Source organism: Streptomyces sp. NPDC056835 (assembly GCF_042789485.1).
In the GTDB taxonomy this organism is placed as follows: Bacteria; Actinomycetota; Actinomycetes; order Streptomycetales; family Streptomycetaceae; genus Streptomyces.
On the sequence record NZ_JBHUBB010000006.1, the window covers coordinates 141,978 to 164,633 of the forward strand.

Genomic DNA, 22,656 nt, shown 5'->3' on the forward strand with positions numbered 1-22,656 from the left:
CTGCCGGGCGGTTACGAGGCGCGCGGGTCAGTCGCGGCCGGCCGCCGGAGCCCCTGTTCAGGCGAGGTGGTTGGTGGTGTCGGTGTCGTCGTCAGCGGTGGGCAGTTGCCGGTGTCCTTCGGAGTGGTGGTTGACCCAGCCGCACACACCGCAGCTGTAGCGGCCGTCGAGTCCGGCGATGTGTGTGCCGCACTGCCGGCACTCGGCGTGTGTGATCTGCGGACCCTCGTCCGGCACGGGGGCAGGGCCGGCTTCACCGTCCCTCGCGGGCGAGTTGCTGCGTGCGTTCATGGGGGGAGGCTACCGCTGTGCGGAACGGAGGTAATCACGAACGCGCTTCCCTCCGGCCCGGTTGTCGGTACGCGCTCATACAACTCCTGCGTACCAACCCCCCAGTCCGCCACCCCGGCAGGCGTTCTGCCCGGCGAGCCCTTCTCCATCCGGCAGGTCCGCGGTCCCGCACACCAAGCGCTGCACTTCACGACGGAGTACGCGAACGGCCTGCTGCCCCTGCGGGGCGCCGCCCCCACGGCGCTGTGGACGGGCGCCCCACACCGCTACCACGACACCATCGGGGGACGCGAACGAAACACTCGTGGGTCTCCAGTGGGTTGGGTTTCCGCGCTCCGGCAGCCCCGCCTGGTACGACGAGTGGACCGCGATCCTGCGGAGCCACGGCCTCGATCTTGGTCTTGATGCTCCGCCGGGTCAGACGCTGATCGCTGATGTGAAGCTGGCGGCGGTCGGCGCGGGCCGAGCCTTCGCGCTGGCGCCGTCTCACTGGCAGCAGCCGCTGCCTGACCGTGTGACGTGGTCACCGCTGGTCGGGCATCCGTTGGTGCGGCGGACCCGGGCGGTGTGGCCGGCCGATTCGAGACGGCGCGACCTGGGCCGGTTCATCGCCGCGCTGGATGCCTGCTCGGTGGGCCCGAACGGGTAGATGCCCGCGTTGTTGACGAGAATGTCCACCCGGCCGCCGCCCAGTTCCACGGCCTCCTGGGCCAGCCGCCGCACCGACTGCTCGTCCCGCAGATCGGCGGCGACGAACTCGGCCTTGCCACCGCGGTCACGGATGGCGCTCACCACGGACTCGCCGCGGGCTAGGTCCCGGCCCGAGACCAGCACGTGCGCGCCCCGCTCGGCCAACAGCACGGCGGTGGCGGCGCCGATGCCGCTGGTCGCTCCGGTCACCAGTGCGACGCGTTCAGTCAGATCGTAAGAACCCATGAGGTCCATGAGGTCGTCCTTCCCTATTCGAAAACTTCCCGGGGCGGCGTGCGGCGGTGCGCGTGTGCTGCCCCCTCACCTCGTCGGTGAGCTGATGTGCAGGGAAGCCGTCCGCTGCCGTCCGGGATTCCGTTCTCGTCATCGGCGATTCCTCTAGCCGCCATAAGTTCACCAGCGCGTTTGTGCGGCCTGGACCGACGGGAGGTGCCCGAAAAACCGCCAGGGGCTGGTCGCGGGCGTGCGTGCGGCCAAAGGTGGCGCTTATCGGCGCTCCAGACCATGCCTGCGGCCGGGGTGCGATGGTCGGCGCGGGCCGCGCGGTTACATGACCAGGGTCGCGCGCCGAGAGGCTTCGCGCCGGTCGGGAGCCGATACCGGCAGCGATTGGTGATCAGCAGCGATTGATGATCAGCCCTGAGCCCATGCGAGGGAACAATGGACGGAACACGGGAAAACCAGGGAAGCGGCACGTACGACGTGGTCGTGCTGGGCGCCGGTCCGGTCGGCCAGAACGTCGCGGACCACGCCCGCGCCGCCGGCCTCACCGTCGCGGTCATCGAGCGTGAACTTGTCGGTGGCGAATGCTCCTACTGGGCCTGCGTTCCCAGCAAGGCGCTGCTGAGGCCGGTCATCGCGATCGCCGACGCCCGCCGTGTGGATGGCGCCAGGCAGGCGGTCACCGGCCCACCGGACAGTGAGGCGGTGTTCGCGCGCCGCGACCACTACGTCACCGACTGGGATGACACCGGGCAAGCCGAATGGGTCAAGAGCATCGGCGCCGACCTCTTCCGCGGCCATGGCCGGATCGACGGACCCCGCCGTATCACGGTCACCAGGGACGACGGCGCACAGCACACTCTCACCGCCCGCCACGCGGTGGCCGTCGCCACCGGCAGCCGACCGCTTCTGCCCGACATCCCCGGCATCGAGGAGGCCAGGCCCTGGACAAACCGGCAGGGCACCGACTCCAGCACCGTGCCCGGCCGGCTTGCCATCGTCGGCGCCGGCGGGGTCGGCATCGAGATGGCCACGCTCTGGCAGGGCCTGGGCTCCCAGGTCACTCTGATTGCCCGCCGCCACCTGATCCCCCGTATGGAACCCTTCGCGGGCGAGCTGGTCGCACGCGGACTCACCGAGGCGGGTGTGGACGTGCGGACCGGTACGCGGGTCACCGCCCTGCGGCGCCCAGACCCCACCGGCCCCGTGACCCTCACTCTCGGTGACGGCAACGAGGTGCAGGCCGACGAGGTGCTGTTCGCCACCGGCCGGACCCCCGGCACGGACGACATCGGCCTGGACACAGTCGGGCTCACCGCCGGCTCATGGCTGGACGTGGACACCACCTGCCTGGTCCGCGGCGTCGACGGCGCATGGCTCTATGCGCTCGGCGACGTCAACCACCGTGCTCTGCTGACCCACCAGGGCAAGTACCAGGCGCGGACCGCGGGCGACGCCATCGCCGCCCGCGCCGCCGGCCGCCCCGTCGACGACGAGCCCTGGGGCGACCACGCCACCACCGCAGACCAGCAGGCCGTGCCCCAGGTCTTCTTCACCGATCCAGAGGCGGCAGCCGTGGGTCTGACCGCCGAGCAGGCGGTCGAGGCCGGCCATCGGGTCAGGACCGTGGACGTCGACTTCAGCGCCGTCCAGGGCGCCAACCTCTACGCCGACGACTACCGGGGCCATGCCCGGATGGTCGTCGACCTGGACCGGGAAGTCCTGCTCGGGGTGACCTTCGTCGGCCCGGGGATCAGCGAGCTACTGCACTCGGCGACCGTCGCCGTGGCCGGCGAGGTCCCGCTCAAACGGCTTCGGCACGCGGTCGCCTGCTTCCCGACCGTCAGTGAAATCTGGCTCTTCCTCCTCGCCGCCTATCACCGCGATCGCGACTGAGCCGCACGACGCTGCCGGCACCACCCAGCGCCCCGGGCCCGGTCCTCCGCGATGGAGGGCCCACGCGTGTCCCTGGCGGCGGTCGTCCTGGCTGACGCGGTCAACCATTGTCCTCCGGTACATCCTGGTGCCCGGAAACGTCACGCTCAACTGGCCAACTCGCGCCCGCTCATGTGACCCTCGGCCCTCGTCACTGGCCCACCCTTCCGTCGACGCACTCGCGCAACAGGTCGGCGTGCCCGCAGTGACGGGCGTACTCCTCGATCCTGTGCACCAACAGCTCCCGAACCGCGATCCCGTCCTTCCCCACACGCTCGCCCAGGTCCGGGTGTTCGGCCAGCGCGGCGTCGGTCGCGGCCTGCTCACGCTCCAGATCGACGTACGCGGCGTCGACCACGGCCTGCTCGGCGACGGCTCCGTCGAAGTCCGCGTCACGCTCGCCGTACAGTTTCGGCAGCGGGTCACCGTCGCTGATCCAGTTGCGCCAGTCCCGTTCCACCTCGGCGAGATGCCGAAGCAGGCCGAGCAACGACATCGTCGACGGCGGAACCGACCGACGGGCCAGTTGCTCCGCGTCCAGGCCCAGGCACTTCATCCGCAGGGTCATGCGGTAGTCCGTCAGGAATTCCCGCAGCGTCGGAAGCTCGCCGTCCGGACTGACTCCTTCGCTGTTGCGGGGGTCGTCGTCCGGGTCAACCCACATGTCGGGGTAGACGGTTGCCTGGCTCCATCGTGCGGGTTGGTCACTCATGCGTTCCATGTTCGTCCGTGAGGGCCCAGGCTCGCCAGTGATTTATGTTTGGAAGTGTTCTTTACGGTTGGCACGTGGAACAAGCTGGTCGCCGACCGCGTCAATGGCGTCGACTCAATCGCGATCTGTCGATGCCCCGTCCCGCTCACCGACCGGCCGGGATGCGCCGATCAGTCCGTTCTCCGAGGTGAAGACGGCGGACCCTGACGGACCCATGACGGCGTTACGCGGACGACCTCTCCGTCGGCGGCGTCCGGCTCACCGAGATCGCCGAACCCTTCGCCACCCCCGCCCGCGTTCCGCACGTGGACGAGGTGGGTGAGCGGCACAGTGCTGACGGCAGCACCATGGGAGGACAGCGTGCCGGCGCCGCTTGCGCCGTGCTCGCCGCACACCAGGAGGGCGTGAATACCGCTCGACGGCGCGGCCCGGTGCTTCGGCGGCGTTCCGCCCGCGGTGGGCACCGGACGGCACGCCGATCACACAGGGAGAGCAACGTGCGAGCAACCTTCTCACTGGGGCGGATCGCCGGGGTGCGGGTCGGGGTTCACTGGAGTGTCCTGGTGATCTTCTTCCTCCTCGCGCTGGGCCTCGCACAGGGTCGCTTCCCGCAGGTGGATCCCGGGCACTCGGCCGCGTTGTACTGGGGGGCCGCACTCGCCACATCCCTGTTCTTCTTCGTCTCACTCCTCGCCCATGAACTGGCTCACGCCATCGTCGCCCGGCGAAACGGGGTACAGGTCGACGACATCACGCTCTGGCTTCTCGGCGGCGTCGCCCGGATGAGATCCGAGGCGTCGAACCCTGCCGCGGAAGTGCGTATCGCGGGGGTCGGCCCTTTGGTCAGCCTCCTCCTCGGCGTGCTCTTCGGGCTCTTCGCCTGGCTGCTCCATCTCGGACGTGCCCCGGGACTGCTCATCGAGGCGGTGTCCTGGCTGGCCGCGATCAATATCCTCCTTGCCCTGTTCAACGCCATCCCGGCCGCTCCTCTGGACGGAGGCCGGCTGCTGCGCGCACTGCTGTGGCGTCGGACCGGAGACCCGCTGCGGGCGACGATCAACGCGAGCGCCGCGGGGCGCGCCTTCGGCTGGCTGCTCGTCGCGGCCGGTTTTCTCCTGTTCGTCGTGACCCGCACCTTCGAGGGACTCTGGCTGTCACTGATCGGCTGGTTCCTCATCGCCGCCGCCACCGCGGAGGGACGGCAGGCGCATTTCCGGACCCTTTTGGCAGGCATCCCGGTCCGGCAAGCCATGACTCCCGACCCGGTCACCGTGCCGAGTGGGCTGACCGTCGCACAGTTCCTCACCGACCCCCGCTACCGTTATCGGTTTTCGGCTTTCCCCGTGGTCGGTGAAGGAGGCGAGGCGGCGGGGCTGGTCACCCTGAACCGTGCCAGGCACGTACCCGCGGAGCAGCGGGACTCCCACATGGTCGCGGAGGTGATGCTGCCCTTGGAACAGGTCACCACAGCGGCCCCGGACGCCCCTTTGGCGGACCTCCTGCCGCGTATGCGGCCCGGCGCGGAGAACCGGGTCCTGGTACTGGACGACCACCGGCTTCTCGGCATCATCTCCGCCAGCGATATCAGCCGAACGGTCACCTGGCTGATGGCCTCCCATCAGCACACAGGGGAATGGCGAAAACCGCGGTAATGACGCGATCTTCAGGTCAGGGTCTGCGGTTCCCCGTCCGCCGTGTTCTCGCTTCCGAGGTGCCGGCACCGCAGGTGAACGGTGACAGGCACGGTGGAGTCGGGGCCGGATCCGGCGGCCGGGGCGTGGTCCAACAGCCGTCCGGCCGGACGGCTGTTGGACCAAGTGCACTCCGAGGACGGTCAGGGTGCCCAGGAGGGCGAAGACGAGGTGGCCGGAGGCGGCCGTGACTCCGGCGGCGGCGGAGCACCACAGGGTGGCGGTGTTGAGGCCGTGTCCGTCAGCCGTGACTGGTGTCGATGACGCAGAAGCGGTTGCCCTCGGGATCCGCGAGCACGACGAAGTCGGCGTCCTCGGGATAAGAGTCCCAGTCGACACGTTCAGCGCCCAGACAGATCAGTCGGGCCACCTCGGCCTCCTGATCGGCGGCGTCGCGGGCATAGAGATCGAGGTGGATCCTCGGGTGCTCCTGCGCAGGCGTCGTGCTGAGGTCGAGCGCCAGCGCGGCACCGGAGCCATCGGCCGGCACCAGCACCACCCAGTCGTCTTTCACCTCGCCATCACGAGGGACGTAGCCCAGGGCCTGACTCCAGAATTCCGCGGCCCGCCGCACATCAGCGGCCCCCATCACGATCGTTCCGATGCTCAGCATCCGCCGATTCTGGCAGAGCCGGTACGGCCGCGTGCACGGGCGGGTCTTCCCGCGTCACCCCTCGCATACGGCGGATCACGCCAGGTCAGTGGGGTCTCTGCTCAGGAGAGCAAAAAAAACCGCATGTGTTGCCGTGAGGTTAATCCCGGACCTACTGTCCCTCGCCAGGACCACATTTGGAGGCCCACATGCGTATGAAGCGCGTCTTCGGGATCTTTATCGCGACATCGACCCTCGCGTCACTTGCCGCCTGTTCCGTCTCCACCACCCCCGGTGGCACGGAGAGCGGTGGCAAGAAGTCCACGGGCAGCCTGTCCATCGGCTTCAGCCAGGCGACCCAGCAGTCGCCCTTCTACGTCCAGTTGCGCACAGGCGCCGAGCAGGCCGCCAAGAAGGCCGGGGCCAAGCTGAACTTCGCCGACGCCGGTGACGACGTGACGAAGCAGAACAACGACATCCAGGACCTGATCACGCGCGGCGTCGATGTCCTGCTGGTCAACCCCGTCGACCCCAAGGGCGTCAAGGCGGGGCTGGCGGCGGCCAAGGCCGCCGGCATTCCGGTGGTGACCGTGGACCGCCCGGTGCCCTCGGGTGCCGCCGCGCATGTCGGCCGCGACAACAAGGAGATGGGCCGGCTCGTCGGCGCGGAGGTCGCCAAGGCGCTCGGCGCCAAGGGCGGCAAGGTCATCGAGATCAAGGGCGACGCAGGCGGCGCGGTGGCCCGCGACCGCGGCGCGGGGTTCCACGAGGCCGTGGCCGCCAACAGCAAGATCAAGATCGTGTCGGGCCCTTACTGCGACTACATCCGCTCCAAGGCCGTCACCGCCATGCAGGACCTCCTCCAGACGAACCCCGACGTCAAGGCGGTCTACGCGCACAACGACGACATGGCTCTCGGCGCGCTCCAGGTGCTCAAGGAGAACAACCGCACCGACGTCAAGGTCGCCGGGGTCGACGGTCTGATGGAGGCGGTCAAGTCCATCGCGTCCGACGGCCCGTACCTCGCCACCGCGCTCAACGACCCGATCTCGCTGGGTGCCACCGCCGTGACGACCGCGCTGGACGTCCAGGCCGGCAAGAAGGTCCCCGCCTCCGTCGACGCCGGAACCGGCCTGATCGACCGCGCCAACGCCGCCACCTACACCGGCTCCAGCACCTTCGCGCTCACGGGCAAGGAATGACCCCGCGCCCCACGCCACCGGCCGGACCCGACCGCGTGCCCGGCCCCACCCGAGAAAGCGATACGAACATGCCGCAGACCATGCGAGCCGCCCTGCTCCACGCTCCGGGCGACATCCGCGTCGAGGAGGTTCCCGTACCGGAACCCGCGCCCCGGGAAGCACTCGTCCGCGTCGCCGCCTGCGGGGTCTGCGGCTCGGACATACCCCGGATGCTGCGGCCCGGCGGCGCCTACCACCTCCCGCTGATCTGCGGCCACGAGTTCTCCGGCCATGTCGTGGCGCTCGGTACGGAACTCGCCGCGGCCGGCACGGTCAAGGAGGGCGACCTCGTCGCCGTACCGCCACTGATCCCCTGCCGCCGCTGCGCCCCCTGCGCCCAGGGGCACTTCAGCCTCTGCGAGGACTACGACTACTTCGGCAGCCGGCGCGCCGGCGCCTACGCCGAGTACGTCACCGTCCCCGAGGGCAATCTGATGGTTCTGCCCGGCGATCTTGATCCGCGCGCCGCCGCCATGCTCGACCCCGCGGCCATCGCCCTGCACGCCGTCTGGCGCACCAAACTGCGCACCGGCCACCGGGTCGCCGTCGTCGGCGCGGGACCCATCGGTCTGTTCGCCGTCCAGTGGGCGCGGCTGGCCGGAGCGAGCGAGGTGCTCTCGATCGACGTGAGCGAGGAGAAGGCGGCCATGGCCCTGGAGGCCGGCGCCACTCACACCGCCGCCACCCCGGCGCGGGCCGCCGAACTCGCGGGCCCCGGGTACGACGTGATCATCGAGTCCGCCGGGGTGCCGGCCACCGCCGACCAGGCGGTCACGCTCGCCGCCCGGCACGGACAGGCCGTCTTCATCGGCATCCCGCACGACCCGGTCGTCCTGCCCAAGTCCACCTTCAGCAACTTCCTGCGCCGGGAGATCACCCTGCACGGCGCCTGGAACTCCTTCTCCGCGCCCTTCCCCGGCGACGAGTGGCGCACCGCCGCCCGTGCCATGGGAGACGGCAGCCTCCGCTGGAAGTTCATGATCACTCACGAGCTGGGCCTCGACGACGTGTCGAGCACCCTGCACCGGCTCGGTGAGCGTTCCATGTTCAGCTCCAAGGTTCTCTTCCTGCCGAACGGAGACCGTCTGTGACCGTCCTGCCGAACGGAGTCCGCCCATGACCGCGCTCCTCGCCATCGATCTGGGGACCGAGAGCGCCCGCGTCGCCGTGTACAGCGCCGGGGGCGAGGTGCTCGGCCGCAGTCAGAGCGGCTATCCGACCTCCTTCCCGGACCCCGGCCGGGCCGAGCAGGACCCCGAGGACTGGTGGCGCGCCGTGGTGTCCGCCACCCGCGCCGCGCTCGCCGAGGCGGGTTCGCCTCCGGTGGCAGGCGTCGCCGTGGCGACCACCGCTTCGACAGTGGCCGTACTGGACGGCGCGGGGCGCCCGCTGCGTCCCGCGCTGCTCTGGATGGACAGCCGGGCCAGCGCCGAGTCGGAGCTGACGGCCCGGTCGGACCACCCCGTGCTGCGGTACGCGGGCGGTTCCGACGCCGTCGAGTGGCTGGTGCCCAAGGCGATGTGGCTGGCCCGTCACGAGCCCGGGGTCTACCGGGCGGCCCGCCACATCACCGAGGCCGTGGACTATCTCGTGTGGCGGCTGACCGGCGAATGGACCGGTTCACGGATGAACGCCGTCTGCAAGTGGAACTACGACCCGCGCGGCGCCGGGCTGCCCGACGATCTCTACGCCGAGTTCGGTGTGCCCGATCTGCGGGACAAGCTTCCCGGCCGGATCGTCCCGGTCGGCGACCCCGTCGCGCCGGTACGGGCCGCGGCCCGCGCGGAGCTCGGGGTCACCGGCGGGGCCGTGGTCTGCGCCGGAGGCATCGACGCCCATCTCTCCCTGCTCGCCGTCGGCGGCGCGCGGCCGGGCCGCGTCTCGGTCGTCTCCGGTACGTCCACCGCCTTTGTCACGGAGATCGACGAACCCGTTTTCCCGCCGACCGTCTGGGGCCCCTACCCGGACGCCCTCAACACCGGGCGCTGGCTGGTCGAGGGCGGTCAGGTCACCTCGGGATCCGTACTGACATGGGCCGGGGAGCAGCTTCTCGGCAGGCCCCGCGCGGAATTGCCGGAACTGATCAAGGAGGCCACAGCGCTGGAGCCGGGCGCCCACGGGCTGACGGTTCTCGACTACTTCATGGGCAACCGCACCCCGCTGCGCGACCCCCGGTTGCGGGGCGCCGTCCTCGGGCTGACCCTCGGCAGCCGGCCGGCGGAGGTCTACCGGGCAGCCGTCGAGGGTGTCGCCTACGGCACCCGGCAGGTACTGGAGTCGTTCGTCGACGGCGGGATCGCGGTGGACGAGGTGTTCGTCTCGGGCGGCATCAGACACAATCCGCTCTGGCTGCGCACCACCGCCGATGTTCTGGGCCGTCCGCTGCGTCTGGTCAGCGAGGACAATCTGACCCTGCGGGCCTGCGCGGTCACCGCCGCCGTCGGCTCCGGCCAGGCCGCCTCGCTCACCGAGGCCGCCGCTGGGTTCGCTCCGCGGGTACGGATCGTGGAACCCGACCCCACCCACCGCGATGTCCTCGAACGCGGCTACGCGGACTACCGCGCCGCCACCGAGGCCACCCGTGCGATCGCCCACCGGCTCAGCGCGCCGGACCGTCAACCGGGCTGACCCGGACAGCTGACCCGGGCGAAGGACCAGCGGCGGATCCCGGCAGCGGACGCGGATCCCGGCAGCGGACGCGGATCCCGGCAACGGACAAGGAGGTCCGGATGACCAACATCGAGGACGAGGCCCTGCTCTACCAGGTCGCCTCCCTGTACTACGAGCAGAACAGGACGCAGGAGCAGATCGGCGAGGAACTGCACTTCACCCGCTGGAAGGTCGGCCGGCTGCTGGCCGACGCCCGGCAGGCCGGGATCGTACGGATCGAGGTCGTCCACCCCAAGGCCCGGATGCGCGGCCTGGAGGAACGGCTCCGGGACGTCTTCGGGCTGCGCGACGCCGTCGTGGTCGCCGCCGACCGGGGCGACGACGAGGAACGCCTGCGCGCCCGGGTCGCCGAGGCCGGGGCCGACTACCTCGCCCGGCTCCAGCCCGCGCCCAAGCAGTTGGGCGTCTCCTGGGGCCGTACGCTGGACCTGCTCGCGGCCCGGCTGCACCCGGGCTGGGCGACCGGCGTCCATGTCGTCCAGATCAACGGCGGGCTCAGCCGCTCCCGTACCCCCACCTCCGCACAGGACATGGCGGGACGGATCGCGCACCTCGCGCGGGGCACCCTCAGCGTGCTGCCCGTGCCGTCCATCGTGGAGCAGGAGGCCACGCGCCGGGTCCTCGAACAGGACAGCGCGGTCGCGGACGTCCTCACCCAGGCCGCCGCGGCGGACACGGTCCTGTTCAGCCCCGGCGCCATCGGCGCCGACTCCGTCCTGGTCAGCTCCGGCTATCTGACGGCGGAGGACCTGGCGGGGCTGGCCGCCGCCGGAGCGGTCGGGGATGTCGCAGGGCGGTTCATCGACGCGCGGGGCGCGATCGTGGACCGCCGGCTGGACGACCGTACCCTCGGCCTCCCGCTGGACCATCTGCGGCACAGCGCCGTATCGGTGGCCGTCGTCTCCGGCACCGCCAAACACGCGGTGTGCGCGGCGGTGGTCTCCAGCGGACTGTGCAACACCCTCGTCACCGACCATCACACCGCGTCCCATCTGCTCAACCCGAGCCAGTGCGAGGAGCGATGAGAGCGGAGACTCCCGACATCCGGAAAGGAGGAGGCATGAGCCATCGGGACACCGAGGGCGAGACACCGCGGCTGTCCATGCGCGGCATCGTCAAGCGCTTCCCCGGAACCCTCGCCAACAACGGCGCCGAACTGATCGTGCGCGCCGGGGAGACCCACTGTCTGCTCGGTGAGAACGGTGCGGGCAAGAGCACCCTGATGAAGATCCTCGCCGGCTCCTACCGGCCGGACGAGGGCGAGATCCTGCTCGACGGGAAGCCCGTCGAACTGACCAGCCCACAGGCGGGGATGGCCGCCGGGATCGCCGTGATCTACCAGGAGCTGGATCTCGTACCGGATCTGACGGTCGCTCAGAACCTGCTGCTCGGCCACGCGCCCTCGTACGGGCCCTTCGTACGCCGCAAGGAGCGCGCCGAGCTGGCCCGCGCCGCCGTGGCCAGGGTCGGCGGGGAGTTCTCCGTAGACACCCTCGTACGTGATCTGCCCATCGCGGCACAGCAGTTGACCGCCATCGCCAAGGCGCTGACCGCCGACGCGCGGGTCATCGTCATGGACGAGCCCTCGGCCACCCTCGGCGAGAGCGATCTGCGCAAGGTGTTCGAGGTGATCCGCTCGCTCACCGCGCAGGGCCGCTCCGTCATCTATATCTCGCACCGGCTGGACGAGGTGATGGAGATCGGCGACCGGGCCACGGTGATGCGCGACGGCCGGTCGGTCGCCGTGCGGGAACTGGCCACCACCACGGCCGACGAACTGGTCGCCGACATGATCGGTACGACCGGGAAACTCACCGGCACCACGGAACGGCCCCGTCCGCAGGGGCCCGCCCTGCTGGAGATCCACTCCGTGCGCGGCCCGGGGCTGATCGATGTCGCCGGGATCGAGGTGCGGGTCGGCGAGATCGTGGGACTCGCCGGGCTCGGCGGAGCCGGCCGCACCACGCTGCTCAAGGCGCTGTTCGGGGACACCGGAGCCGCGGTGTCGGTCACGCTGGACGGCGCCGCCGTACGGCTGAGCAGCCCCGCCGCCGCCGTACGGGCCGGGCTGGCCCTCGTACCGGAGAGCCGCAAGGAGCAGGGGCTGATGCCGGGCCTGTCGGTCGGCCGCAACGCCGCCGTCACCGCCCTCGGCCGGCCGCCCTGGCTCGCACCCCGCGCGCTCGGCCGACGGCTGGCCGCGCCGGTGCTCAAGGATCTCGGGGTCCGCTTCTCCTCGGCGGACCAGCAGGTCGGCAAGTTGTCCGGCGGCAACCAGCAGAAGGTGGTCCTGGCCAAGTGGATCACCAAGGGCGGGATCCGGGTTCTGCTGCTCGACGAACCCACCCGCGGTCTGGACGTGGGAGCCAAGGCCGATCTCTACCGCCAGGTCCGCCAGCTCGCCGATCAGGGCGTGGCCGTCCTCCTCGCCAGTAGCGAACTGGGCGAGCTGACCGCCAACGCCGACCGGATCTGGGTACTGCACGAGGGCCGCAACGTGGCCTGCTTCGACCCCCGTACCGCCGACGAGACCACCATCGCGCACACCGTCATCACCGGCGCGACACCTACCGGAGCGACACCCCCTGGAGCACCATCATGAGCACACCCACCACGGCGGCCGAGCCGAAACAGGCCACCGACGACCGGAGTCCGGGTGCCGGATCCACCCGCATGCGCGGTGCCGACCTCGTCGTCAAGTTCAATCTGGTGCTGGTCTTCCTGGCGTTGTGCGTGGTCGCGAGCCTGCTGGCGCCGGAGTTCCTGACCACCCGCAACATGTCCAACCTCCTCCAGCAGTCGGCGCTGACGGGCATCGTCGCCGTCGGGATGACCCTGGTCATCCTCACCGCCGGGATCGATCTGTCGGTGGGCAGTGTGGCCGCGTTCGGCGGGATGACCGTCGCGCTGCTGATCGACAAGGACATCAACTTCCTGCTGGCGATCGCCATCAGCCTCGCCGCCGGCGCGCTGTTCGGCGCCATCATGGGCGGGCTGTCCGCCTATCTGTCGCTGCCCGCGTTCATGACGACGCTCGCCGGGCTGACCGCCGTGCGCGGGCTGACCTATCTGCTGACCGACGGCGAGCCGGCCGGCGGCGACCTCCCGCACACCTTCCAGCTGCTGGGCGGCGGGTTCATCGGCTACATACCGATCGTGGGCCTGATCTTCGTGGCCGTCGCCGTCGCCGCCGGGCTGGTCCTGCGCGGCACCACCTTCGGCGAGTACATCTACGCGGTCGGCAGCAACAAGGAGGCCGCCCGCCTCTCCGGTCTGCCGGTACGCGGTGTGATCACCGCGGTCTTCGCGATCTCCGGCGCGCTTTCCGCGCTGGCCGGGGTGCTGCTCACCTCACGGCTCACCATCGGCCAGCCCACCGCGTTCAACGGTCTCGAACTCGACGCCATCGCCGCGGTCGTCCTCGGCGGCACCAACCTGTTCGGCGGGCGCGGCGGGGTGATGGGCACCTTCGTCGCCGTACTGCTGCTGTCGGTCCTGCGCAATCTCTGCAATCTGATGGGCCTCGGATCGTTCTTCCAGATGGTCGTCACCGGACTGATCCTCGTGGTCGCGCTCATCCTCAACATGCTGATAGAGAAGCGAGGTTCCCGTGCCTGACACCGCCGCCGTCCCCGCCCCGTCCACCGCACCGGCCTTCGCCACCAGCAACGCGGCGCTGCGCGCCTTCCTGTACGGTCTGCCCGGCGTCGACGAGGCGGGAGTGCACGCCCGCGTCGCCGACCTGGCCACCCGCTCGGTCAAGACCACCGCCAAGGCGCGCGCCATCGATCTCGCGATCCGGATGGTCGACCTGACCACGCTGGAGGGCGCCGACACCCCCGGCAAGGTACGGGCCCTGGCCACGAAGGCGCTGCTGCCCGACCCGGCCGACCGGCGCGTGCCCCCGGTGGCCGCCGTCTGCGTCTACCCCGACCTCGTACCCGTCGCCGTACGCGCCCTGCGGAACACCTCCGTCGGCGTCGCCTCCGTGGCCACCTCCTTCCCGGCGGGCCGCGCCCCGCTGGAGGCCCGGCTCCTCGACACCCGGGCCGCTGTCGCCGACGGGGCCACCGAGATCGACATGGTGATCGACCGGGGAGCGTTCCTGGCCGGGGACTACCGCAAGGTGTACGAGGAGATAGTCGCCGTCAAGGAGGTCTGCGCCCGTCCCGCCGGCGAGGCGGCCCATCTGAAGGTCATTCTCGAAACCGGTGAGCTGGCGGGGTACGACGACGTGCGCCGCGCCTCCTGGCTCGCCATGCACGCCGGGGCCGACTTCATCAAGACCTCCACCGGCAAGGTCGCCCCCGCCGCCACGCCCGCCGTCACCCTGATCATGCTCCAGGCGGTACGGGACTTCCGCGCCGCGACCGGCCGGCAGGTCGGCGTCAAGCCGGCCGGTGGCATCCGTACCACCAAGGACGCCCTGCGCAACCTCGTGCTGGTGAACGAGATCGCCGGGGCCGACTGGCTCGACCCGCGCTGGTTCCGTATCGGCGCCTCCAGCCTCCTCAACGACCTGCTGATGCAGCGGACCAAGCTGACGACCGGCACGTACCCCGGTCCCGACTACTACTCCGCGGACTGAAAGGGACCAGGCACAGATGTCAGAAACCACCGGCCCCGCCCCCGGCGCGCTCGTCTACGCGCCCGCACCCGAGTCGAGGGCGGCGGTCCAACCGCGTTCCGCCTACGGGCTCTTCATCGACGGCGAGTTCACCGACCCCGGCGAAAAGACCCTGACCACCGTCAACCCCGCCGACGAGCAGCCGCTTTCGCAGGTCACCATAGCCACCGACGCGGACCTGGACCGCGCGGTCACGGCGGCCCGGCGCGCCTTCGACGGCGTGTGGTCCCGTACCACCCCCTCGGAACGCGGCAAATACCTCTACCGGATCAGCCGGATCATCCAGGACCGCGCCCGCGAACTGGCCGTCCTGGAATCACTCGACAACGGCAAGCCCATCAAGGAGACCCGGGACGTCGACATCCCGCTGGCCGCCGCCCACTTCTTCTACTACGCGGGCTGGGCCGACAAACTGCCCTTCGCCGTGCCGGGCTCACCCAGCCCCCGGCCACTCGGTGTAGCCGCCCAGGTCATCCCGTGGAACTTCCCGCTGCTGATGCTCGCCTGGAAGATCGCCCCGGCCCTGGCCGCCGGGAACACCGTGGTCCTCAAGCCGGCCGAGACCACCCCGCTCACCGCCCTGGTCTTCGCGGAGATCTGCCGGCAGGCCGAACTGCCGCCCGGCGTCGTCAACATCGTCACCGGCGCGGGCGACACCGGGCGCGCCCTGGTCGCCCACCCCGGTGTGGACAAGGTGGCCTTCACCGGTTCCACCGGCGTCGGCCGGGAGATCGCCCGTACCGTCGCGGGCACCGCCAAGCGCGTCACACTCGAACTCGGCGGCAAGGGCGCGAACATCGTCTACGCCGACGCCGCGCTCGACCAGGCCGTGGAAGGCATCGTCACCGGAATCTTCTTCAACCAGGGGCATGTGTGCTGCGCCGGCTCTCGGCTGCTGGTCCAGGAATCCGTCGCCGAGGAGGTACTTCACCGGCTCAAGGAGCGCGTGGCCACGCTGCGGCTCGGCGATCCGCTGGACAAGAACACCGACATCGGCGCCATCAACTCCGCCGCCCAGCTCGCCCGGATCCAGGACCTCGCCAGAACGGGACGCGAGGAGGGCGGCGAAGAGTGGTCACCGGCCTGTGAACTCCCCTCGCGTGGCTACTGGTTCGCCCCGACCGTCTTCACCGGCATCACCCAGGCGCACCGGATCGCCCGCGAGGAGATCTTCGGCCCCGTGCTCTCCGTCCTGACCTTCCGTACCCCCGAGGAGGCCGTCGAGAAGGCGAACAACACCCCGTACGGGCTGTCCGCCGGCATCTGGACGGAGAAGGGCAGCCGAATGCTGTGGACGGCCGGCCGGCTGCGCGCCGGTGTGATCTGGTCCAACACCTTCAACAAATTCGATCCCGCCAGCCCCTTCGGCGGCTACCGCGAGTCCGGTTACGGGCGCGAAGGCGGACGGCACGGACTGGAGGCATACCTCAATGGCTGACCCGGCCACCACCCCGGACCAGGCACTCGCGCCCGCTCCCGTACCCGCGCGGCTACCGGTACACAAGACCTACAAGCTCTACGTGGGAGGCGCCTTCCCCCGTTCCGAGTCGGGCAGGAGCATCCCCGTGACCTCAGCCGACGGCGACCACCTCGCCCACGCCGCGCTGGCCTCCCGCAAGGACGCGCGGGACGCGGTCGTCGCCGCCCGCAAGGCGTTCGGGCCGTGGGCCGCCCGTACCGCGTACAACCGGGGCCAGATCCTCTACCGGATCGCCGAGATGATGGAGGGCCGCCGCGAGCACTTCGTCCAGGAGACCGTGGACGCGCGGGGCATCGCCCGCGCGAGGGCGCGGGAGCTGGTCTCGGCCGCCATCGACCGCTGGGTCTACTACGCGGGCTGGACCGACAAGATCGCCCAGGTGCTGGGCACGGGCAACCCGGTCTCGGGTCCTTACGACAACAACTCCGTCCCCGAGCCCACCGGTGTCGTCGCCGTCCTCGCCCCCCAGGACGCGCCGCTGCTCGGGCTGGTCGCGGTCCTCGCCCCGGTGATCGCCGCCGGCAACACCGCGGTGGTGGTCGCGAGCGAACGCGCCCCGCTGCCCGCCCTCGTCCTCGCCGAGGCGCTGGCCACCTCCGACCTGCCCGGCGGAGTCGTCAACATCCTCACCGGCCGTACGGCGGACCTGGCCCCCACCCTCGCCGCACACGCCGACGTCAACGCCATCGACCTGGCAGGGGCGGGCGACCTCGCGACAGAACTGGAAACCGCGGCGGCGGCCACCCTCACCCGCGTACTGCGCCCGGACCCCTCTCCCGACTGGGCCGCGCTGCCGGGACTCACCCGGATCACACCGTTCCTGGAGACGAAAACGGTGTGGCAGGCGGCCGGACGGTAGGAGGACCCGCCGCCGGTGCCACGGGTCGACGGCGAGCGTCTCCCCGGCCGCCGGGGCGATGTCGTGATCGCCGGCACCGCCGCGGCGGCCGGCTCCGCGTTCACTCCCACCTGGAATGGAGGTGCCCGCACAGACGCCAACGGGAATACTCTGTGGGGGAGTTGACCCAAGGGGGCGCGCGGTGACGCGGAGGTCGCGATGACGAGTACGGGGACGAACACGGGGGCAGGGTCACGGAGCCCCGAAGAAGCACTGGCCGCCGCCGTGGTCCGGGTCAAGGGCCCAGGCGGCGAACTCGCGGGCGCCGGCTTCCTCGTCGCCCCAGAACTGGTGTTGACCTGCGCCCACGTGGTGAACGACGCCCTTGCCCGGCCTCGCGAGGACGAGGTGGCGGCGGGCACCGAGGTGTTCGTCGACCTGCCCTTCGCCGAGGGCGGCGGCGCGGCGGAGGTCGAGCGCTGGGTGCCGGTACGGGCGGACCAGACCGGCGATATCGCGGTCCTCCGGCTCCGTGCGGCGATCCCTGGGGCCCGCCCGCTGAACATGGCCGACACCGAGCGGGTGTGGGGCCACGACGTACGCGTGCCGGGCTTCCCGCGCCGCTCCCCGGGCGGCGTCTGGCACTACGGACGGCTGCGCGGCGGCACCGCGGAGGGCTGGGTCCAGCTGTCGCAGGCGGACCCGCACGGCGTACCCGTCGAGGAGGGGTTCAGCGGCAGCCCGGTCTGGGACGAACAACTGCGGGCCGTGGCCGGCATGGTCGTCGTGATCCAGCCCGGTGGGGTCAGGCAGAGCTTCCTGATCCCCACCCGCACGCTCGTCGCCGAACTGCCCGAACTGGCGCCCGTGGTCCGCCCCGCGTCACCGTACCGCGGCCTGGCCACCTTCCAGGAGGCCGACGCGAGCGTCTACTTCGGGCGGCAGGACGACATCGCCGACATCACCGCCCTGCTCCTCGGCTCCCACCCATGTGTCACCCTCGTCGGTCCCTCCGGCTGCGGCAAGTCCTCGCTCGCCCGCGCGGGCGTCGTGCCCCGGATGCGCGAGCGGGGTCATACCGTCCTGGTGGTGCGCTCCGGTGAGGGCGCCTCCCTGCGGGCGGCGCTCGCCTCGGAGCTCGTCACGGCCGTACGTCCCCGACTGCGCGGAGCCGCGAGGGCTCAGGAGGTGGGCCGACTGGAGGACCTTCTCGCGGAGCGCGGTCTCATGGACGCCCTGCGGATAACCGGAGGGGAGTGGGAGCGGCCGTTGCTCGTCCTGCTCGATCAGGGCGAAGAACTGCTCGCCGGACCGGAGCACGAGGTCGAGGAGGCCGTCCGGCTGCTGTTTCCCGAGCACCAGCCCGACGGACCGCGGGTGTGTGTCACCCTCAGGTCCGACTTCACGGACGCGGCCCTCAACCATCCGCTGCTCGGCCCGGCACTCGGCCGCGGCCAGGTGCGCCTGCTCGCCCCGATGTCCCGCGCGCAGCTGGAGCAGGTGATCCGCAGGCCCCTTGAGGTGACCCCCGCCGTGACGTACGACGACGGGCTCGTGGAGCGAATGCTCGACGACGCGGGTGACGGCGCCGGCGCGCTGCCACTGCTGGGCTTCGTCATGGCGCAGCTGTGGGACGGGCAGGCCGCGGGGCGGCTGAGATTCGATACGTATCGTGAGGTCGGCGGCGTTCAGGGCGCGTTGGGCCGGTACGCCGAGACCGTCTGGCGGCAGTGTGTCCGCGAGGCCGACGAGACCGAGGCCATGCGGCTGCTCACCGAACTCGTCCGGTTCCTGCCGGGCGGCGAGGGCCCGATACGCAATGCCCTGAGCCGGGAGGAGGCGGGCGCGGGGCGGTGGCGGATCGCGACCGCGCTCGCCGAGCGGCGGCTGCTCGTACTGCGCGGCGGTGACGGGGACGCGGTGACCGTCGAATTCGCCCACGAGGCACTGATCGGCGCCTGGGAGCGGCTTGAGGCACGGGTGCGACAGGACCGGAAATTCCTGGCCTGGCGGGCAGAACTGCGGCACGACGTGGAGCGTGAGCAACTTCTCGATGGTGAGCCGCTCACGGAGGCGGAACAGTGGGTGGAGCTTCGGGGACTCGAACTGACCGACACGGAGCGGCGGTTCATCGACCGCTCGATCGACAGGCGGCTGGCTCGGGAGGAGCGTTCCCGGCGGCGGGCGCGGCAGAAGCGGCGGTTCATCGGCGGCCTCGCCGTCCTCACGGTGCTCGCGGTCGTCGCCTCCGGGCTCTTCCTGTGGCGCAACGCGGAGCTGGACGGGCAACTGCGGCGAGCGGCGTCCGAGCAGTTGGCGGTGCGGGCCGAGCAGCTTGACGACGTGTCGGTGGTGACATCGGCGCTGTTCTCGGGGGCGGCCTATCGGACGGCACAGGAGCCGGAGGCCCGAACCGCGTTGATCAGCCAGTATCTGCGGCTGCGCCATGTGGAGCGAGTGGTGTGGGACAACCACGCTCCGGTCCGTGATGTCGCGATGAGCGAGGACGGCAAGCACATCAATGTGGGCATGACCTCCGGCGACGCTGTCGGCCTGACCCTCGGCACGGACGACGTGGACGAGCGCGGCCTGCCGACAGGATCGAGGATCGTCACGCTCTCGCCCGACGGGCGCGTCTTCGCGCGGGCGTCCCTCAACGGGAAGGTGTCCCTGGGAATCCCTCCGGAAGGCGGGGGCGACTGGCGCACGGTGGTCCTGCGGGACGGTGACGCCGTACGGGAGAACGCTCGCGCCGCCACCGACCTCCGCTTCGACGGCACCGGGCGCAGAGTACTCGCCGCACTGCCCGGCGAAGGGGTCCTGGCCTGGGAGTCGGAGAGCGGCCGGCGCGTGGGCAAGGCGCTGCGCGCACCGGAGGGATGGGAGACGGCCGACGCGTGGTTCGGCCCGGAGGGAACGGTGATCGGCCGGATCACCCAGGAAGGCGCGGCCGAAGGGGCCGAGGGCCGCCTCGTTCGCTGGAACCTCGCCAACGGCCAACGGGACTCGGCTACGTGGGGAACGGACCGGACCGGTGCCGTCACGGTGAGCGGCGACGGCCGGACGCTGGTGCGGTGCACCCCGGACGGGCTCCTGCAGTCCTGGGACCTGACCGGCAGGCCGAGAGTGCGCCATCAGTACAGCACGCGGCAACTGGGCCTGGTGTGCCCGCTGTACGTGCCGCGCCTGGACCAGACCGGTCGCTTCCTCATCAATCCGGTGCAGCGCTTCGGTACCTCTTTCGGCAGGTTCCGGTTCCTGGTTTTCGACCTGGTCGAGGGGCGCCCCGGCACCCTTGAACTGCCCGCGCCCGCACAACAGGACGAGTCGTTCACCGGCGGCTCACAGCCGATCGCCGTGGCGCTCACCGGGCCGCCCGGGAATCTCCGGGCCGCGGTCGGCGTCGGGGCGACGGTGATGGTGGCGCGTGTTCCGGAGCCGTCCGCGTTCGACACCGCCATGCTCACCGCGCGGATCAGGACCGTGGACGCCGACCGCAACCGCGTCATCAACGTGGACGCCGACGGCAAGGGGCTTCGCCTGTGGGACCTGCGTACGCACAGGCTGCTGGCGGCGATGCGGCCGTCCCGCCCGCTGGCCGCCCAGTACAGCGTGTACAGCCCGGACGGCACACGGTTCCTCACACCGGCGGCGGACGGCCGTACCGTCCTGGTCTGGGAGGTGGGCGGGAGCACACTGAAAGAGCTGGACCGGATCGATCTGCCACGACCGCCGGACATCGACCCCACAGGCCCGGACCCGCGCTCCGGGCGCACGCCGGCGTGGGTCAACATCACCTTCGACGGCCAGGACCATGTGGTGATCTCGGCGTTGTCGTACGTCGTGCGATGGGACCTGGCGCACGGCCGGGAAGTGGGCACGGCCTACCGGCCCAGGGCTCAGGAGTCGGTCGAGGTCTCGTTCGCGGCCGCCGGCACCTGGGCGTCGGCACGTCCAGGTCACGGGCAGGCGGCGGTGCGCACACCCAGCGGGGATTACGACATCGTGATCTGGGACTTCGAAAAAGGGCGGGAGGTCGATTCGATCGACGTCAAGGAGTTCGGCGCCGTAAAGCAGTTGGGCTTCGACCCGACGGGACGGTTCCTCGCGGTGCTGACCTACGACGGCGGTGTCCGGGTGTGGGACATGGACAAGGACGGCGAGGACAGGTGGCTCAAGCCACTGGCGTACCGGGGTGTCCAATGGCTCTCCGCCTTCACCTCCGAGTCCACCCTGAGCACCCAGAGCACGCTGAACGAGTACACCGCCTGGGATGTTCGCAGCGGCACCGAGCGCTACCACTTCACACCGGGATACGGATCGACCGCCGATCTGACCGAGAACGGCGCGTTCATGGGTCTGGTCGACGGGTCGGACGGCTACCTCCTTGAACTCGACCCGGAGCGATGGCTGGAGAAACTGTGCGCGGTGGCGGGGCGCGGCCTCTCGCAGGGGGAGAAGTCTCTGGCCCCGCCGGGCAGCAGAACGGACCAGGTCTGCGACTGAGCCGGCCCGTGAATTCGAACCCCTCAGCTCGGAGCGGGATTGGCGCGGGATCCTCTGCCACCGAAGTTCCTCGGATCCCGGCCCCCCGACCCCTCTACATCGCCGAAGAGGGCGCGCGGACCGCGGCGCCGGACGTGAAATAGCGGCCGTTGTCCATATCGGCGAGCAGGCCGGGCTGGGCGGGTTTCCAATCGAGGGTCCGGCGGGTGATGAGGTTGGACGCTGGGTAGCTCTGCGTGACGATATTCGTGAGGAACTCGAAGTACCCCGGCGTCATCAGGGCATCGTTGGGAACGCTCACGGCGGGCAGGCCCAGACGGCTGGCGATGGCCTCGGCGATCTCGCGGAACGGGATGGCCCCGTCCCCAACCGCGTGCCAGTATCTGCCGGCTGACCCCTTTCTCCAGCGCCAGGCGGAACAAGGTGGCGGCATCGCGGATGTGCACGGCGTTCCACAGGTTCGCGCCGTCGCCGTGGTAGCCGACGAACCCCTTTTCCTTCGCGAGCGCGATCAGCGTGGGAAGGAAGCCGGCACGATCGGTCGTGCCGTGCGCGATGTTGGCGATCCGCACGACCGAAGACCGCACCCCCTGCTCGGCGAGGTCGACTACGGCCCTTTCCACGACGTTGCGGATCCGCAGGGTGCCTTTGTGCTCCTCGCCGGCCGGGAGGGCCGGGTCCTCCTCGGTGGCCGGCCGGCCCAGGTGCTGCCCGGGTGAGCCAATGCTCCCCGCCGTGACCAGCGGCTTTCCGGTTCCCGCGAGTGCCTCGCCGTACGCGAGCATGATCGGGAGCTCCGCAGCGGCCACGGCGTCGAGCCCGCCGGAGGGCAGCAGATCCTGCCTGTGGGCGACGTGGATGACGCCGTCGGAGTCCGCGGCTGCCTCCTTGAGCCCGTCGAGATCCTGGAGGTCGCCGCGACGCACCTTCGCGCCGAGTGCGGACAGGGCCGCCGCGGAAGCGTCCGACCGGGCCAGGCCGGTGACCTCGTGCCCGGCGGCGATGAGCTCGGGGATGATGTACGAACCGGAATGGCCGGTCCCCCCAGCGACGAATACGCGCATCTGACTGTCCTTGTGAGGGTAGGTGCAGGGTCTTTTCGTGCCGTAAGTGAACTGGCGTAATGCGGCACGAGAGGCA

The 22,656-nt window shown here is 70.7% G+C and carries 16 protein-coding genes and 2 pseudogenes; 13 read left to right on the forward strand and 5 right to left on the reverse strand.

From position 1 onward, the window contains the following. Window positions 1-57: 57 nt before the first annotated feature. Window positions 58-291 (reverse strand): hypothetical protein, encoded by a 234-nt coding sequence (locus tag ACFRMN_RS09115; protein ID WP_383015595.1) that lies wholly within the window; start codon window positions 289-291, stop codon window positions 58-60. A gap of 304 nt (window positions 292-595) precedes the next feature. Here ACFRMN_RS09115 and ACFRMN_RS09120 point away from each other — a divergent pair, with 304 nt between their 5' ends. Beyond that, window positions 596-940 (forward strand): LysR substrate-binding domain-containing protein, encoded by a 345-nt coding sequence (locus tag ACFRMN_RS09120; protein WP_383015598.1) that lies wholly within the window; start codon window positions 596-598, stop codon window positions 938-940. Between the two features lie 2 nt (window positions 941-942). Here ACFRMN_RS09120 and ACFRMN_RS09125 read toward each other — a convergent pair. Next, window positions 943-1,236, reverse strand: a pseudogene (locus ACFRMN_RS09125) (SDR family NAD(P)-dependent oxidoreductase); the annotation flags it as partial. A gap of 426 nt (window positions 1,237-1,662) precedes the next feature. On the opposite strand from ACFRMN_RS09125, the gene ACFRMN_RS09130 reads away from it, so the two are divergent. Continuing rightward, entirely contained in the window at window positions 1,663-3,120 is a 1,458-nt protein-coding gene (locus ACFRMN_RS09130) for a dihydrolipoyl dehydrogenase family protein (protein WP_383015601.1), read from the forward strand. Window positions 3,121-3,310: 190 nt separating this feature from the next. On the opposite strand, the gene ACFRMN_RS09135 is transcribed toward ACFRMN_RS09130, so the two are convergent. Further along, entirely contained in the window at window positions 3,311-3,880 is a 570-nt protein-coding gene (locus ACFRMN_RS09135; RefSeq protein WP_383015603.1) for a DinB family protein, read from the reverse strand. A 488-nt stretch (window positions 3,881-4,368) separates the two neighbouring features. Here ACFRMN_RS09135 and ACFRMN_RS09140 point away from each other — a divergent pair, with 488 nt between their 5' ends. Beyond that, window positions 4,369-5,523: a site-2 protease family protein gene (locus tag ACFRMN_RS09140; RefSeq protein ID WP_383015606.1), complete on the forward strand. Its 1,155-nt coding sequence runs from the start codon at window positions 4,369-4,371 to the stop codon at window positions 5,521-5,523. Between the two features lie 280 nt (window positions 5,524-5,803). On the opposite strand, the gene ACFRMN_RS09145 is transcribed toward ACFRMN_RS09140, so the two are convergent. Continuing rightward, window positions 5,804-6,175: a VOC family protein gene (locus ACFRMN_RS09145; RefSeq protein WP_383015609.1), complete on the reverse strand. Its 372-nt coding sequence runs from the start codon at window positions 6,173-6,175 to the stop codon at window positions 5,804-5,806. Window positions 6,176-6,363: 188 nt separating this feature from the next. Here ACFRMN_RS09145 and ACFRMN_RS09150 point away from each other — a divergent pair, with 188 nt between their 5' ends. The 10 genes from ACFRMN_RS09150 to ACFRMN_RS09195 all read left to right on the forward strand — a co-directional run bounded on the left by ACFRMN_RS09150 (window position 6,364) and on the right by ACFRMN_RS09195 (window position 21,516). Further along, window positions 6,364-7,356 carry a substrate-binding domain-containing protein gene (locus ACFRMN_RS09150; protein WP_383015612.1) on the forward strand — a complete coding sequence of 331 codons (993 nt, stop codon included), beginning with the start codon at window positions 6,364-6,366 and terminating at the stop codon, window positions 7,354-7,356. Window positions 7,357-7,424: 68 nt separating this feature from the next. Further along, window positions 7,425-8,486, forward strand: a complete 1,062-nt coding sequence (locus ACFRMN_RS09155; protein WP_383015615.1) for a galactitol-1-phosphate 5-dehydrogenase — start codon at window positions 7,425-7,427, stop codon at window positions 8,484-8,486. 25 nt (window positions 8,487-8,511) lie between these two features. Further along, window positions 8,512-10,023 carry a ribulokinase gene (locus ACFRMN_RS09160; RefSeq protein WP_383015618.1) on the forward strand — a complete coding sequence of 504 codons (1,512 nt, stop codon included), beginning with the start codon at window positions 8,512-8,514 and terminating at the stop codon, window positions 10,021-10,023. A gap of 101 nt (window positions 10,024-10,124) precedes the next feature. Then, window positions 10,125-11,090, forward strand: a complete 966-nt coding sequence (locus ACFRMN_RS09165) for a sugar-binding transcriptional regulator (RefSeq protein WP_383015621.1) — start codon at window positions 10,125-10,127, stop codon at window positions 11,088-11,090. Window positions 11,091-11,125: 35 nt separating this feature from the next. Further along, complete coding sequence (locus ACFRMN_RS09170) at window positions 11,126-12,667, forward strand: sugar ABC transporter ATP-binding protein (protein WP_383015624.1); 1,542 nt, start codon at window positions 11,126-11,128, stop codon at window positions 12,665-12,667. Continuing rightward, window positions 12,664-13,683, forward strand: coding sequence for an ABC transporter permease (locus ACFRMN_RS09175; protein WP_383015627.1), 1,020 nt, complete (start codon window positions 12,664-12,666; stop codon window positions 13,681-13,683). Before ACFRMN_RS09170 ends, ACFRMN_RS09175 begins: the two co-directional genes overlap by 4 nt. Beyond that, the gene (gene deoC, locus ACFRMN_RS09180) at window positions 13,676-14,653 is read left to right on the forward strand and encodes a deoxyribose-phosphate aldolase (protein ID WP_383015630.1); all 978 of its coding nucleotides are present in this window, start codon (window positions 13,676-13,678) and stop codon (window positions 14,651-14,653) included. The genes ACFRMN_RS09175 and deoC overlap by 8 nt, the downstream gene beginning before the upstream one ends. A 16-nt stretch (window positions 14,654-14,669) precedes the next feature. Beyond that, window positions 14,670-16,130, forward strand: coding sequence for an aldehyde dehydrogenase family protein (locus ACFRMN_RS09185; protein ID WP_383015633.1), 1,461 nt, complete (start codon window positions 14,670-14,672; stop codon window positions 16,128-16,130). Next, window positions 16,123-17,031: an aldehyde dehydrogenase family protein gene (locus tag ACFRMN_RS09190; protein WP_383015636.1), complete on the forward strand. Its 909-nt coding sequence runs from the start codon at window positions 16,123-16,125 to the stop codon at window positions 17,029-17,031. Before ACFRMN_RS09185 ends, ACFRMN_RS09190 begins: the two co-directional genes overlap by 8 nt. 198 nt (window positions 17,032-17,229) lie before the next feature. Further along, window positions 17,230-21,516, forward strand: a complete 4,287-nt coding sequence (locus ACFRMN_RS09195; RefSeq protein WP_383015639.1) for a trypsin-like peptidase domain-containing protein — start codon at window positions 17,230-17,232, stop codon at window positions 21,514-21,516. 94 nt (window positions 21,517-21,610) lie between these two features. Here the strand turns inward: ACFRMN_RS09195 and ACFRMN_RS09200 are convergent. Continuing rightward, window positions 21,611-22,580: pseudogene (locus ACFRMN_RS09200) on the reverse strand (SDR family oxidoreductase). Window positions 22,581-22,656 lie beyond the last annotated feature (76 nt).

Excerpts from the sequence above, each read along its gene's own strand:
- ACFRMN_RS09115 (WP_383015595.1), bottom strand. The coding sequence starts at position 291 with ATGAACGCACGCAGCAACTCGCCCGCGAGGGACGGTGAAGCCGGCCCT.
- ACFRMN_RS09130 (WP_383015601.1), top strand. The coding sequence starts at position 1,663 with ATGGACGGAACACGGGAAAACCAGGGAAGCGGCACGTACGACGTGGTC.
- ACFRMN_RS09135 (WP_383015603.1), bottom strand. The coding sequence starts at position 3,880 with ATGGAACGCATGAGTGACCAACCCGCACGATGGAGCCAGGCAACCGTC.
- ACFRMN_RS09145 (WP_383015609.1), bottom strand. The coding sequence starts at position 6,175 with ATGCTGAGCATCGGAACGATCGTGATGGGGGCCGCTGATGTGCGGCGG.
- ACFRMN_RS09150 (WP_383015612.1), top strand. The coding sequence starts at position 6,364 with ATGCGTATGAAGCGCGTCTTCGGGATCTTTATCGCGACATCGACCCTC.
- ACFRMN_RS09155 (WP_383015615.1), top strand. The coding sequence starts at position 7,425 with ATGCCGCAGACCATGCGAGCCGCCCTGCTCCACGCTCCGGGCGACATC.
- ACFRMN_RS09160 (WP_383015618.1), top strand. The coding sequence starts at position 8,512 with ATGACCGCGCTCCTCGCCATCGATCTGGGGACCGAGAGCGCCCGCGTC.
- ACFRMN_RS09165 (WP_383015621.1), top strand. The coding sequence starts at position 10,125 with ATGACCAACATCGAGGACGAGGCCCTGCTCTACCAGGTCGCCTCCCTG.
- ACFRMN_RS09170 (WP_383015624.1), top strand. The coding sequence starts at position 11,126 with ATGAGCCATCGGGACACCGAGGGCGAGACACCGCGGCTGTCCATGCGC.
- ACFRMN_RS09175 (WP_383015627.1), top strand. The coding sequence starts at position 12,664 with ATGAGCACACCCACCACGGCGGCCGAGCCGAAACAGGCCACCGACGAC.
- ACFRMN_RS09185 (WP_383015633.1), top strand. The coding sequence starts at position 14,670 with ATGTCAGAAACCACCGGCCCCGCCCCCGGCGCGCTCGTCTACGCGCCC.
- ACFRMN_RS09190 (WP_383015636.1), top strand. The coding sequence starts at position 16,123 with ATGGCTGACCCGGCCACCACCCCGGACCAGGCACTCGCGCCCGCTCCC.
- ACFRMN_RS09195 (WP_383015639.1), top strand. The coding sequence starts at position 17,230 with ATGACGAGTACGGGGACGAACACGGGGGCAGGGTCACGGAGCCCCGAA.